The organism is Pseudomonas sp. NPDC099000, assembly GCF_044759925.1.
GTDB lineage: Bacteria > Pseudomonadota > Gammaproteobacteria > Pseudomonadales > Pseudomonadaceae > Aquipseudomonas.
The window spans coordinates 242,544-256,121 of sequence record NZ_JBIWAF010000003.1; the positions used below are offsets into that span (position 1 = coordinate 242,544).

Sequence of the window (13,578 nt, forward strand, 5' to 3'; positions counted from 1 at the left end):
GCCGTCATGCGCCTGATTCAATTTGAAAACACTGCCGGTGAACGCCAGGTCGGCCTCGTCGACGGGGCGCAGGTCCAGGTGCTGAAAGGCACCCGCAGCACCCGTGAACTGGCCCTCGCGGCGATTCGCGCCCAGCGCAGCCTGCAAGAAGAAGTCGCTTTACGCGGCACCGAGCCTGGCCCGGATTACGCCCAGCTGTTGCAGCAGGGCAACGTCCTGCCGCCACTGGACCACGAAGACCCGGCCCATTGCCTGATCAGCGGCACCGGCCTGACCCATTTGGGCAGCGCCTCGGCGCGGGACAAAATGCACCAGCAGGAAGGCGCGGTGGAAGCCGGCATGACCGACACCATGCGCATTTTCAAGTGGGGCCTCGAAGGTGGTAAACCGGCAGCCGGGCAGGTCGGCGCGCAACCGGAATGGTTCTACAAAGGTGACGGCAGCATCGTCGTGCGCCCCGGCGCGGACTTCCCGGTACCGCCGTTTGCCGAAGACGCTGGCGAAGAGCCGGAACTGACCGGCCTCTACGTGATCGGCGACGACGGCCAGCCGTACCGCGTCGGTTATGCCTTGGGCAACGAGTTCTCCGACCATGTGATGGAGCGCCGCAACTACCTCTATCTCGCCCATTCGAAATTGCGTTTCTGCGCCTACGGTCCGGAGCTGCGGGTCGGTGAATTGCCCAAGCACCTGGCCGGCACCAGCCGCATCACGCGCAATGGCGAAACGCTCTGGGAAAAAGAGTTTCTCAGCGGCGAAGACAACATGTGCCACAGCCTCGCCAACCTCGAATTCCACCACTTCAAATACGCGCAGTTTTTGCGTCCCGGCGATGTCCACGTGCATTACTTCGGTACCGCAACGTTGTCGTTTGCCGACGGGGTGAAAACCCAGCCAGGGGATCGTTTCCAGATCAGCCTCGAGGAATTCGGTGCACCCCTGATCAACGGCATCGGCGAGAGTGCCCAGCCGTTGGCCATCGGCCAGGTGCGTGCGCTTTAAGTCTTCAATCACCGGCGTTGTCGGCCGGTCAAGGAATCACTCATGACCACGCTACTCGGACACAACTACATCGGCGGTCGCCGCAGCGCCAATGGTACGCAGCAGCTGCAAAGCCTCGATGCCACAACGGGCGAAGCGCTGCCGGGCAGTTTTTTCCAGGCCACTGAAGCGGAAGTGGACGCGGCAGCCAACGATGCGGCCGCTGCCTACCCGGTCTACCGCAACCTCAGCGCGGAAAAACGTGCGTTGTTCCTCGACGCCATCGCTGATGAAATCGATGCGCTGGGCGATGACTTCGTCGCCACCGTGTGCCGCGAAACCGCGTTGCCGGCCGGCCGTATCCAGGGCGAGCGCGGACGCACCAGCGGCCAGATGCGCTTGTTCGCCAAGGTCCTGCGGCGCGGCGATTTCTACGGTGCGCGCATCGATCGGGCACTGCCGGATCGTCAGCCGTTGCCGCGTCCGGACCTGCGTCAGTACCGCATTGCCTTGGGGCCTGTCGCGGTGTTCGGTGCCAGTAACTTTCCGTTGGCGTTTTCGACCGCCGGCGGCGATACCGCTTCGGCGCTGGCCGCCGGTTGCCCAGTGGTGTTCAAGGCGCACAGCGGGCACATGGCGACGGCCGAGTGGGTCGCGGACGCGATCATTCGCGCCGCCGAGCGCACCGAAATGCCGCCCGGCGTATTCAACATGATCTACGGCGGGGGTGTCGGCGAATGGCTGGTCAAGCACCCCGCGATTCAGGCGGTGGGCTTCACCGGTTCGCTCAAGGGAGGCAGTGCCTTAAGCCACATGGCCGCAACCCGGCCGCAACCGATCCCGGTGTTCGCCGAGATGTCGAGCATCAACCCGGTGTTCCTGCTGCCCGAAGCGCTCAAGGTTCGCGGTGAGCAAATCGCTGCGCAACTGGCCGGTTCGGTGACCCTGGGATGCGGGCAGTTTTGCACCAATCCGGGCCTGGTCATCGGTCTGCGCTCGCCACAGTTCAGCCTGTTCCTGGAAACGTTTTGCGCCAGCATGAACCAGCAACCGGCCCAGACCATGCTCAATGCCGGCGCGCTGGTCAGTTACAGCCGAGGCCTTGGCGAGTTGCACGAACATCCGGGGCTGATGCACCTGGCGGGCAACCCGCAACAGGGCAATCAGGCGCAACCGCAAGTGTTCAAGGCTGACGTCAGTCTGTTGCTCAAGGGCGATGAGCTGCTTCAGGAAGAGGTGTTCGGACCGACCACCATCGTCATCGAAGTTGAGAGCCGGGCACAGCTGGCGGCGGCGTTGCACGGTCTGCGCGGGCAATTGACGGCGACGCTGATTGGCGAGGCCGAAGAGTTGCTGGAGTACCGCTGGCTGGCGGAGTTGCTGCAGGAAAAGGTCGGACGGATTCTGCTCAATGGCTACCCGACCGGGGTCGAGGTGTGTGAAGCGATGGTGCATGGCGGGCCGTACCCGGCGACGTCCGACTCGCGCGGCACATCGGTTGGCACCTTGGCGATTGACCGGTTCCTGCGGCCGGTGTGCTTCCAGAATTATCCGGATGCGTTGTTGCCCGAGGCCTTGCAGAACGCCAATCCGCTGGGGATTCGGCGGTTGGTGGATGGGGAGGTGAGTCAGGCAGCTTTGTAGTGTCGGAGCTGACGCCATCGCGGGCAAGCCCGCTACCACAGGTTTAGTGTCGTGCTCAATGTATGTGAGCGATACAGCATTGTAGGAGCGAGGCTTGCCCGCGAAGGCGTCTTCAGCCTCACCACAAATTACTTGGCGGCCACCGCCGCAGCCTTCACCACCGAAGGCTTCAACACCAGCCACAACGCCGCCGCAATCAACACCCCGCCATAGATATGCGCCATCGACAACGGCTCATCCAGCAACAGCGCCCCCCACAACACCCCGAACGGCGGGATCAGGAAGGTCGTGGTCATCGACCTCACCGGCCCGATGGAGCTGAGCAGGCGGAAGTAAATAATGTACGCAAGCGCGGTACACATCAGCCCCAATCCGAGCAACGACAACCAGACATTCCAGCCGCCCCAGCTTGCCGGCGGCTGGCTGATCACGCTGTAGCCGAACAACGGCAACAGGAACAGCGTCGCCCCGAGCATGCTGCCCAGCGCCGAAAGACGACTGTCGAGACCGCCCGCGTGATCGAGCCAGCGGCGCGCCAGGAACCCGGCAAAGCCGTAACAGGTGGTGGCGAGCAGGCAGGCGACGGCGCCCATCAGCAATTCCATGTCGAACGCCACCGGACCGGCACGGGTCAGGACGCCCACGCCAAGAAGCCCGAGGAACACCCCGCCAAGCTTGGCCGCGGTGAGTTTTTCATGGAAGAACAGGCCGCCGATCAACACCCCCATCAGCGGCGTGGTGGCGTTGAAGATCGCCGAGTAACCGGCCGGCAGCACTTGCGCGGCCACGGAATACAGGGTCGCCGGAATCCCGGAGTTGATCACCCCGAGCAGCATCACCGTCTTGAGCTTGCCTTTGAAGTCCCAGCTGATGCGCATCAGGCCGAGGATCACCAGCAAGCCGACGGCGGCAATCGACACGCGGAAAAAGGCCGTGGGGATTGTGCCAATCACGGGGGCGATGATGCGCATGAACAGAAAGCTCGCGCCCCAGATCGCGGCCAGCGACAGTAAACGGAAAATATCGACAGGGCTCACGGTGCACTCCTTCCTTGATGGGGACGAGAGTGTTGCCGAGCGCCTTATCCATGGCAACCGAAAAACGAGCATTTAACCCGAGCCGAAAATTACGCTTCTCCTGCACCCGGTTCACTGGCTAAGCTCAGGGCTCACGAATTCCCGCAGAGGTCTCACCATGCCGCAGCAATGGCCAGCCGCCGACATCGCCCGAATGATCCTCGATGGCTTTGACGATTACCGCGAGCATTTCCGCCAGATCACCGACGGCGCCCGGGCCCGCTTCGAGCAGGCCAAGTGGCAGGAGGCGCAGGTCGCCTCGGCCGCGCGGATCAATCTGTACGAAGAGAAAGTCAGCGAAACGGTGGAACGGCTGCGCATCGCGTTTGACACCGACACGCTGGACGTCAGTTGCTGGCCGCTGGTCAAAAGCGCTTACATCACCCTGATCGACCTGCGTTTCGACGATGAACTGTCCGAGACCTGGTACAACTCGATTTTCTGCGGGCTGTTCAGCCATGACCTGATCAGCGACGGCTGCATGTTCATCCACACCACCCGGCCCAGCCTGCGCCGGGCCCGTGCCGCGCAAACCCGGACCTATAAGCCCCAGGGCCAGTTGTCCGGCATGCTCGCGAGCATTTTTGCCGATTACGGCTTCAGCGAGGATTACGCCGACCTGGCCGGCGACCTGCGCCGCCTCGAAGCGCAACTGCGTGAGAACCTGCCGGATTGGGTGTGCAAGGACCCGGAACTGAGCGTCGAGCTGTTTTCCTCGGTGCTCTACCGCAACAAGGGCGCGTACCTGGTGGGGCGCATCTTCACCCGGGACGAACAATGGCCGCTGGTGATTCCGCTGCTGCACCGTGAAGGTCGCGGGATCCAGATCGATGCGTTGATTACCGACGAAGCGGACGTGTCGATCATCTTCTCGTTCACCCGTTCGTATTTCATGGTGGATGTGCCGGTGCCGGCCGAGTTCATCGGTTTCCTCAAGCGCATCCTGCCGGGCAAGCACATCGCCGAGCTGTACACCTCGATCGGCTTCTACAAGCACGGCAAGTCCGAGTTCTACCGGGCGCTGATCAATCACCTGGCCAACACCGACGACCAATTCATCATGGCCCCCGGTGTGCGCGGCATGGTGATGAGCGTGTTCACGCTGCCGGGTTTCAATACCGTGTTCAAAATCATCAAGGACCGTTTCTCGCCGTCGAAAAACGTCGACCGTGCCACGGTCATCGAAAAATACCGTCTGGTGAAAAGTGTCGATCGGGTCGGGCGCATGGCCGATACCCAGGAGTTCGCCGACTTTCGCTTCCCGTTGAGCAAGTTCGACCCCGCGTGCCTGGAAGAACTGCTTGAGGTGGCCGCGTCCACGGTGTCGGTGGAAGACGACACCGTGCTGATCCGCCACTGCTGGACCGAGCGGCGGATGACGCCGCTGAACTTGTACCTGGAAAACGCCAACGAGGCGCAAGTCCGCGAGGCGCTTGAGGATTACGGTCTGGCGATCAAGCAACTGGCGGCGGCGAACATCTTTCCCGGCGACATGCTGTTGAAGAACTTCGGCGTCACCCGGCACGGGCGGGTGGTGTTTTATGACTATGACGAGATCTGCTTTCTGACCGAAGCCAACTTCCGCCACATCCCGCAACCGCGTACACCGGAAGACGAGATGGCGTCGGAACCGTGGTATTCAATCGGGCCGCTGGATGTGTTTCCCGAAGAGTTTCCGCCGTTCCTGTTTGCCGATTCCGGGCAAAGGAAGCTGTTTGACCAGTTGCATGGCGAGCTATACAACGCTGATTACTGGAAAAGCCTCCAGGAAGCCATCCGCGCCGGCAAGGTGATCGATGTGTTCCCGTATCGCCGCAAGGGCCTCGATAACGAGTAGCCCATCTGAGTGAACACCTGTGGCGAGGGGGCTTGCCCCCGTTGGGTCGCGAAGCGACCCCAAAACCATCCCCCCGAGGTGTTTCAGATAAACCGTGATGACTGGATTACGACTGCTTCGCAGCCGAACGGGGGCAAGCCCCCTCGCCACAAAAGCCCTTCACAGTCGTGTTTGGTGCCACAAATCTGCGACAATCCGCCCCCTGCGCCACTAGACGACTTATTGCGTACCTGATGACTGACGAATCGCCTTCCATCGACAAACTGCTGAAAAACCTCGATCACGCCATGCTCGCCGACCGCCACCGGCTGCGGCGGCAGTTGCTTGAGCTGCGCAAGAAACCCGACGAGGCCAAGCTGGCCCAGTGGGTGACGCGCATGCAGGCGTCTTGTGACCAGGTACTGGCACGGCGGGCCAGCCTGCCGGTGATTCGTTACGACGACAGTTTGCCGATCGCCGCCAAGCGCGATGAAATCAAGGCAGCGCTGCTCAAGCATCAGGTGCTGATCATTGCCGGTGAAACCGGTTCGGGTAAAACCACCCAGTTGCCGAAGATCTGCCTGGAAATCGGCCGTGGCCAGCATGGCCTGATCGGCCACACCCAACCGCGTCGAATCGCTGCGCGCAGCGTCGCCAGCCGGGTTGCCGAAGAACTGGCGACGCCATTGGGCGCGCTGGTCGGCTATCAGGTGCGGTTCGAGGACCAGAGCGATTCCAACACCCTGATCAAGCTGATGACCGACGGCATCCTGCTGGCGGAAACCCAGAACGACCGCTACCTCGAACGCTACGACACGATCATCGTCGACGAAGCCCACGAACGCAGCCTCAACATCGACTTCCTGCTCGGTTACCTGAAAACCCTGCTACCGCGCCGTCCGGACCTGAAAGTCATCATCACCTCGGCGACCATCGACCTGGAGCGCTTCTCCAAGCACTTCGATGACGCGCCGATTGTCGAAGTCTCCGGCCGCACCTTCCCCGTGGAAACCTGGTATCGCCCGCTGACCCTGGAGCAGGACGAAGAGGGCAACCGCGTCGAGGATGACTTGACGGTGGATCAGGCGATCCTCGCCACCCTCGACGAAATCGCCGCGTTCGAACGCAGCGAGCGCAAGAGCCCCGGCGATGTGCTGGTGTTCCTGCCCGGCGAGCGCGAGATTCGCGACGCCGCCGACATGCTGCGCAAGGCCCAACTCAAACACACCGAAATCCTGCCGCTGTATGCGCGGTTGTCGCCAGCCGAACAGCAGCGGATTTTCCAGTCGCACCCAGGACGCCGCGTGGTGTTGGCGACCAACGTCGCCGAAACCTCGCTGACCGTGCCGGGCATCCGTTACGTGATCGACAGCGGCACCGCGCGCATCAGCCGTTACAGCTACCGCGCCAAGGTCCAGCGCCTGCCCATCGAAGCCATTTCCCAGGCCAGCGCCAACCAGCGTAAAGGTCGTTGCGGACGGGTCGAGCCGGGCATTTGCATCCGTCTCTATGGTGAAGACGACTTCATCGGTCGCCCGGAATTTACCGATCCGGAAATTCTGCGGACCAACCTCGCGGCGGTGATTTTGCAGATGCTGCATCTGCGCCTCGGCGAGATCACCGACTTCCCGTTTATCGAGCCGCCGGATGGCAAGGCGATCAGCGACGGTTTCAACCTGCTGCAAGAACTCTCGGCCGTGGACCGCAACAGCCAGCTGACCCCGCTCGGTCGCCAGTTGGCGCGCCTTCCGGTGGACCCGCGCATGGGTCGCATGCTGCTGGAAGCGGCGAAACTCGGCAGCTTGCAGGAAGTGCTGATCGTCGCCAGCGCCATGTCGATTCAAGACCCGCGCGAGCGTCCGCCGGAGCGTCAGCAAGCGGCGGATCAGGCCCATGCACAGTGGAAAGACGTGGACTCGGACTTTGCCGGGCTGGTCAATCTGTGGCGTGGTTTTGAAGAACAGCGCCAGGCGCTGACGGCGAGCCCGCTGCGCAACTGGTGCCGCAAGAATTTCCTGAATTACCTGCGCCTGCGCGAATGGCGCGACTCGCACCGTCAGTTGAGCCTGATCTGCCGCGACATGCAGTTGAGCCTCAACAAAGAGCCGGCGGATTACCCGAAGCTGCACAAAGCCGTGCTCTCGGGACTGCTCAGCCAGATCGGCCAGAAAACCGATGAAGGCGATTACCTTGGCGCCCGTCAGCGGCGCTTCTGGATTCACCCGTCATCGGGCCTCGGTAAAAAGCGTCCGCAATGGCTGATGGCCGCCGAACTGGTGGAAACCACCAAGCTCTACGCGCGCATGGTCGCCAAGATCGATGCCGACTGGATCGAACCCTTGGCCGGGCACCTGATCAAGAAAAACCACTTCGAACCCCATTGGGAGAAGAAGCGCGGTCAAGTCGTGGCGTTCGAGCAGATCACTTTGTTCGGGCTGATCGTGGTCGGTCGCCGGCCGGTGCATTACGGGCCGATCGACCCGGTGGTGTCTCGTGAGTTCTTCATTCGCGAAGGCCTGGTGCGTGGCGAGATTCAATCCAAAGCCAAGTGCCTGACGGCCAATGCGCAACTGCTGGAACAACTCGACGAACTGGAAGCCAAGGCCCGGCGTCGCGACATTCTCGCCGACGAAGAAACCCTGTTCGCGTTCTACGATGCGCGATTGCCCGCAGAGATCCACCAGACCGCGACTTTCGACAGCTGGTACCGGGTCAACAGCCAGAAAGACCCGCAGCTGCTGATCATGCGCGAAGAAGACGTGCTGGCCCGTGAGGCCAGCGAAGTCACCGCGCTGCATTACCCGGACACCTTGCACATCGGCGATCTGGAACTGGCCCTCAGTTACCACTTCGAGCCGAATCACCCGCGCGATGGCGTGACCCTGCGCGTGCCGGCACCGCTGTTGCCGATGTTGCCGCCGGAACGTCTGGAATGGCTGGTGCCCGGCGTGATCGAGGCCAAGTGCATCGCCTTGGTGCGCAACCTGCCCAAGGCCCTGCGCAAGAATTTTGTGCCGGTGCCGGACTTCGTCAAAGCCGCGTTGCAGCGCATGACCTTCGCCGAGGGCTCGTTGCCGCAAGCGTTGGGCCGTGAATTGCTGCGCATGACGGGCGCGCGGGTCAGCGATGAGGCGTGGGCGGAAGCTTCGCAGCAAGTCGACAGTCATTTGCGGATGAACCTGGAAATCGTCGATGGCCAAGGCAAGTTCCTCGGCGAAGGGCGAGATCTGGCCGAACTGACCGCACGCTTTGCCGAGGCCAGTCAGGCCGCGTTGGCCGTGCCGCAAACCGCGAAAAACCAGCAGCCGGTGGAGCCGAAAGTCTTTGCCGCCGTCGCCGAGAAAACCCAGCAGAAGATCGCCGGGTTGTCGATGACGGTGTATCCGGCGCTGGTGGAAGAGAGCGGGACGGTCAAGGAGGGGCGCTTTTCGACCCCGGCCGAAGCCGAGTTCCAGCATCGCCGCGCCTTGCAACGATTGCTGATGCAGCAATTGGCCGAGCCGGCGAAGTTTCTGCGGGGCAAGCTGCCGGGGCTGACCGAGCTGGGGCTGATGTACCGTGAACTGGGGCGCATCGATGCGCTGGTGGAGGACATTCTGCTGGCCAGCCTCGACAGCTGCATTCTCGAGGGCGAAGACCCGTTGCCACGCGATGGCGCCGGGTTGGCCTCGTTGGCCGAGCGCAAGCGCGGTGGCTGGACCGAGCACGCCGAGCGCCTGGCCAAATTGACGCTGGAGATCCTCAAGCTCTGGCACGGCCTGCAAAAACGCTTCAAGGGCAAGATTGATCTGGCGCAAGCCGTGGCCCTGAACGACATCAAGCAGCAGCTCAGTCATCTGGTGTATCCAGGGTTTGTCCGGGAAACGCCGATGCAGTGGCTCAAGGAATTACCGCGTTACCTGAAGGCCGTCGAGCAGCGCTTCGAGAAAATCGGCGCTCAGGTGCAGAGGGATCGGGTCTGGAGTGGCGAATTGTCCGGTCTGTGGGCCCAATACCAGACCCGCGCCAACAAACACGCCCAGGAAGGCAAGCGCGATCCGCAACTGGAACTCTATCGTTGGTGGCTGGAGGAATACCGGGTTTCGCTGTTCGCCCAGCAACTAGGGACCAAAGTGCCGATCTCCGACAAGCGCCTGAACAAGCAATGGACCCAGGTTGAACCCTAGCGGGGACTGCTTTTGTAGGAGCCAGGCTTGCCGGCGAAGGCGTTATTGAGGGCGCCTTCGCCGGCAAGCCTGGCTCCTACAGGTATTGTGTCGTTCCTTCGGCGGGCGTTTGCTCTTGCAAATAGGGCCAAATCCCAGCGTTTATGGCAAACTTCGCGCCTATAAACGCCGGCCCCGCGGTTTTGAGCCTCTACAGGTTCGGGCGGATCGGATTAAAGCGATGCCAGGTGTGCTTCCCGTGACGGGAACAGACCCTTTATGTGTTGGTACGTCGGTGCCAACGCTTTCTGCCTGAACAGATTAGAGAAACGACCATGCATAACGTCGTCATCAGCGGCACCGGCCTGTACACCCCGGCCAACAGCATCTCCAATGAAGAGCTGGTGCAGTCTTTCAACGCTTACGTCGCGCAATTCAACGCCGACAACGCCGACGCCATCGCCCGTGGCGAAGTCGAAGCGTTGACCGAATCCAGCGCTGCGTTTATCGAAAAAGCCTCCGGCATCAAAAGCCGCTTTGTCATGGACAAGGACGGCATCCTCGACCCGCAACGCATGGCACCGCGTCTGCCTGAGCGTTCCAACGACGAATGGTCGGTGCTTTGCCAGATGGCCATCGGCGCGGCCGAACAAGCCTTGCAGCGCGCCGGCAAAACCGCCGCCGACATCGACGGCGTTATTGTGGCCTGCTCCAACCTGCAACGCGCCTACCCGGCCATCGCCATCGAAGTCCAGGAAGCGCTGGGCATCCAGGGTTTCGGTTTCGACATGAACGTGGCCTGCTCCTCGGCGACCTTCGGCATCCAGGCCGCCGCCAACAGCGTGCAACTGGGCCAGGCCCGGGCAGTCCTGATGGTCAACCCGGAAGTCTGCACCGGTCACCTGAACTTCCGCGACCGCGACAGCCACTTCATCTTCGGCGACGCGGCGACAGCGGTGATCATCGAACGTGCAGACCTGGCGACGTCCAAGCATCAGTTCGACGTGGTCAGCACCAAACTGCTGACCAAGTTCTCCAACAACATCCGTAACAACTTCGGCTTCCTCAACCGCGCGGCGGAAGAGGGCGTCGGTGCCAAAGACAAACTGTTCGTCCAGGAAGGCCGCAAGGTGTTCCGCGACGTCTGCCCGATGGTCGCCGAGCTGATTGCTACGCACCTGGAAGAAAACAAACTCAACGTCAGCGACGTGAAGCGCTTCTGGTTGCACCAGGCCAACCTCAGCATGAACCACCTGATCGTCAAGAAACTGCTGGGCCGCGAAGCCACCGAAGAAGAAGCCCCGGTGATTCTCGACACCTACGCCAATACCAGCTCCGCCGGCTCGGTGATTTCGTTTCACAAACATCAGGACGATCTGGCCGCCGGTTCCCTCGCCGTGCTCAGCTCGTTTGGCGCGGGTTACTCGATTGGTAGCGTGATTTTGCGCAAGCGTTGATACGAGGTTTGAATGGCAGTTGCTGACGACACCCAACTGCTCGAGCGCCTGTTGGCGGGCGAGCAGATGGCTTATAAGGAATTGGTCAGCACTTACCAGAGCCCGATGCGTGCAGTGGCTTATGCGATCGTCGGCAGCCGGCATGCTGACGAAGTGGTGCAGGATGCGTGGCTGTCTGTGGTGCGTAATCTGAGCAAGTTCGAGGCGCGTTCGAGCCTCAAGACCTGGTTGCTGACCATCACCGCCAATGCGGCGAAGGGCCGTTACAAGCAGAACCGTCGCGAGGTGCTGCTTGATGACCTTCCATCGCCCCATGGCACAATCGATGATGGTCGTTTTTCGTCCGCTGATGGCCACTGGCTGGTGGCGCCGTTCGCCTGGCACCAGGACACCCCGGAGGCGTTGCTCACCGAAAACGAGTTACGCGAATGCCTCGAACACACGTTGCTCAGCCTGTCGGAATTGCAAAGCAGCGTCTTGCTGTTGCGCGAGCGTCAGGGCCTGGAACTGGAAGAGATCTGTAATCTTCTGGAAATCTCGCTCTCCAATGCTCGCGTGCTGCTGCATCGGGCGCGGTTGAAGGTCTTTGCGACCGTGGAGCATTTTGAGGAAACCGGCGAATGCTGACCTGTAAGGAGCAAGTGGCACGTTCCAGTGATTATCTCGATGGCCAGTTGAGCTTTCGGGAGAAGTTGCTGGTGCGGCATCATTTAATGTTCTGCCCCAATTGCCGGCGATTCATTCGTCAGATGCGTTTGATGCAGGCGACGCTGCGCGTCTTGCCGGAGAAGGCGGTGCCGGATGTCGATGCACTCGCCGAACGTCTCGCTGCGGAGCGTCGCAAGGACATTCCGTAGAGTCGTGGCGCTATTGCAGGGAAGAGAAGCAGTCCGGCGTGGATGCATCGAACGGATGATGGGGATCGATCCATCAACGCCAGACTGTAAAAACGCCTCAAGCATCCATGACCTGAGGCGTGGAGCAGGAGTGCTTAGAATTTGGCTTCTGCGTCCAGTTGCAGGGTGTTGATCTTCGAATCCCGCAGGGTGGCGTTGGTGTAGTCGGAGTCAGCCATAAAGTACGTCGCGCCGAGGGCGAAGTTCTTGTCCAGCTCGTAGCTCACTTTCAACTTGCTGCCACGCGAACCGGTGAAGCCGTTGGCGAAATCGGAGTCGGTGAAGGCGCCGACCACCGCATTACGCTGTACGTCGCGGTAGTTGTAGTCCACGCCGAAGCCGAAGACCTTGGTCTTGACACCGGCCAGCCAGGCCATGTCTTGATCGTTGCTCGCACTGTCGTTGTTGGCAACTTGACCGTACAACGATAGCGGCATTGGCAGGCCGCTGATGTCGATCTGACCAAAGCCTTCGTACACTTTGAACTCTTCGCCCGCGCTGTTGCCGTTGATGGCCAGTGTGGCGGTGTCCTCGTCGTTGTCGTAAGCGTAGACACTGCCACCCAGCGTCATTTTCAGGTTGTCAGTGATCGCGAAGCGCGCGCCCAACTGGCCCGCGTACAGACGCAGGTCGTGACGGAACTGCTTGCCTTCGCCGTCGACGTTGTCCTGGAGGGTGTAGTGGCCGGCGCTACCGAACAGCTCGGCCGTGCTGCCTAGCGGGTATTTGTAAGTCAGGGCCAGACCTTCCGGGCTGATGTCGTTATCCCAGATGATGTCACCCATGCTCACCCATGGTTGCGGCATCTTGCCGCCGATCAAGTGCAGGTTCTTGATGGCAGTCGGGTGGTAGTCGACGTAGCCCTGGTCCAGCCAGATATCTTTCTTGGAGAAGTTGCCTTCCAGACTCTGGTTGGTGGAGCGAGCATCGTTGTTATTGCCAGTGGCGATACGAATGCCGGTGTCCACTTGCGGATTGATTTCGGTGTAGGCACCCAGGCGCACACGAATACGTTGACGATCCTGGTCGCCGGTGTTCGATACACCATCGTTCTTGACCGTTTCCTGACGGAAACGCACGTCACCCTTGAACTGGGTCTTGGCAGCCCAGGCCAGTTTCTGGTCGAAGGTGCTCAGTTCATTGGTTTTCTTCGCGGTGGCCGCGATCTGCTCGTTGGTCTCTTGCTGAGCCTGACGGGCGATTTGCTGCTCTTTCTGATCCCTGGCCAGCTCGGCTTGCAGTTCGCTGTATTGCGCGTTGGTAATCGAGCCGTTTGCCTTAAGCATGTCGAGCAGTTTGGCGTCGACTGCGGCACTGGCCGGAACACTCATGGCCAGCAGCAGACCGCCACACAGGGCCGCCGCAGTTTTCGTGGAAGCAAGACGCATATCAATCTCCGAAGATGTAAGGGGATGACTGAGCCATCCGGGACACAACCGACCATTGACGGACGGAAACAGTGGCCGGGTAGAACCCGACGCTCTAAAAACTGGCGCCAGTATCGCGATGGTTTATTACAGAGCAGTGGCAAAGTGATGGCGTCTCGATGACGATACAAAGACT

General features: G+C 61.1%; 9 protein-coding genes. 7 read left to right on the plus strand and 2 right to left on the minus strand.

What is annotated here, in order from left to right; genetic code table 11:
* The first annotated feature begins 6 nt into the window (after nucleotides 1-6).
* Nucleotides 7-1,002 carry an AraD1 family protein gene (gene araD1, locus ACIQV9_RS05830; RefSeq protein ID WP_403099152.1) on the plus strand — a complete coding sequence of 332 codons (996 nt, stop codon included), beginning with the start codon at nucleotides 7-9 and terminating at the stop codon, nucleotides 1,000-1,002.
* Nucleotides 1,003-1,044: 42 nt separating this feature from the next.
* On the plus strand, nucleotides 1,045-2,625 hold the full coding sequence (locus tag ACIQV9_RS05835; protein ID WP_403099155.1) for an aldehyde dehydrogenase (NADP(+)): 1,581 nt from the start codon (nucleotides 1,045-1,047) through the stop codon (nucleotides 2,623-2,625).
* Between the two features lie 128 nt (nucleotides 2,626-2,753).
* Here ACIQV9_RS05835 and ACIQV9_RS05840 read toward each other — a convergent pair whose 3' ends face one another.
* Nucleotides 2,754-3,662 (minus strand): DMT family transporter, encoded by a 909-nt coding sequence (locus ACIQV9_RS05840; RefSeq protein ID WP_403099157.1) that lies wholly within the window; start codon nucleotides 3,660-3,662, stop codon nucleotides 2,754-2,756.
* Between the two features lie 157 nt (nucleotides 3,663-3,819).
* Here ACIQV9_RS05840 and aceK point away from each other — a divergent pair, with 157 nt between their 5' ends.
* From aceK to ACIQV9_RS05865, 5 genes are all read left to right on the plus strand, one after another.
* Nucleotides 3,820-5,538: a bifunctional isocitrate dehydrogenase kinase/phosphatase gene (gene aceK, locus ACIQV9_RS05845; RefSeq protein WP_403099159.1), complete on the plus strand. Its 1,719-nt coding sequence runs from the start codon at nucleotides 3,820-3,822 to the stop codon at nucleotides 5,536-5,538.
* A gap of 233 nt (nucleotides 5,539-5,771) precedes the next feature.
* Nucleotides 5,772-9,683, plus strand: a complete 3,912-nt coding sequence (gene hrpA / locus ACIQV9_RS05850) for an ATP-dependent RNA helicase HrpA (RefSeq protein WP_403099162.1) — start codon at nucleotides 5,772-5,774, stop codon at nucleotides 9,681-9,683.
* 314 nt (nucleotides 9,684-9,997) lie between these two features.
* On the plus strand, nucleotides 9,998-11,119 hold the full coding sequence (locus ACIQV9_RS05855; RefSeq protein ID WP_403099164.1) for a beta-ketoacyl-ACP synthase III: 1,122 nt from the start codon (nucleotides 9,998-10,000) through the stop codon (nucleotides 11,117-11,119).
* 12 nt (nucleotides 11,120-11,131) lie between these two features.
* Nucleotides 11,132-11,746 carry an RNA polymerase sigma factor gene (locus ACIQV9_RS05860; protein WP_403099167.1) on the plus strand — a complete coding sequence of 205 codons (615 nt, stop codon included), beginning with the start codon at nucleotides 11,132-11,134 and terminating at the stop codon, nucleotides 11,744-11,746.
* Nucleotides 11,740-11,976: an anti-sigma factor family protein gene (locus ACIQV9_RS05865; RefSeq protein WP_403099170.1), complete on the plus strand. Its 237-nt coding sequence runs from the start codon at nucleotides 11,740-11,742 to the stop codon at nucleotides 11,974-11,976. Before ACIQV9_RS05860 ends, ACIQV9_RS05865 begins: the two co-directional genes overlap by 7 nt.
* Before the next feature lie 134 nt (nucleotides 11,977-12,110).
* Here the strand turns inward: ACIQV9_RS05865 and ACIQV9_RS05870 are convergent, their stop codons facing one another.
* Nucleotides 12,111-13,403 carry a putative porin gene (locus tag ACIQV9_RS05870; protein ID WP_403099174.1) on the minus strand — a complete coding sequence of 431 codons (1,293 nt, stop codon included), beginning with the start codon at nucleotides 13,401-13,403 and terminating at the stop codon, nucleotides 12,111-12,113.
* Between the last annotated feature and the right edge of the window lie 175 nt (nucleotides 13,404-13,578).

Bases quoted from the DNA above. Each gene is read 5' to 3' on its own strand.
- aceK (WP_403099159.1), top strand. From the start codon at position 3,820: ATGCCGCAGCAATGGCCAGCCGCCGACATCGCCCGAATGATCCTCGAT.
- ACIQV9_RS05835 (WP_403099155.1), top strand. From the start codon at position 1,045: ATGACCACGCTACTCGGACACAACTACATCGGCGGTCGCCGCAGCGCC.
- hrpA (WP_403099162.1), top strand. From the start codon at position 5,772: ATGACTGACGAATCGCCTTCCATCGACAAACTGCTGAAAAACCTCGAT.
- ACIQV9_RS05865 (WP_403099170.1), top strand. From the start codon at position 11,740: ATGCTGACCTGTAAGGAGCAAGTGGCACGTTCCAGTGATTATCTCGAT.
- ACIQV9_RS05860 (WP_403099167.1), top strand. From the start codon at position 11,132: ATGGCAGTTGCTGACGACACCCAACTGCTCGAGCGCCTGTTGGCGGGC.
- ACIQV9_RS05855 (WP_403099164.1), top strand. From the start codon at position 9,998: ATGCATAACGTCGTCATCAGCGGCACCGGCCTGTACACCCCGGCCAAC.
- ACIQV9_RS05870 (WP_403099174.1), bottom strand. From the start codon at position 13,403: ATGCGTCTTGCTTCCACGAAAACTGCGGCGGCCCTGTGTGGCGGTCTG.
- araD1 (WP_403099152.1), top strand. From the start codon at position 7: ATGCGCCTGATTCAATTTGAAAACACTGCCGGTGAACGCCAGGTCGGC.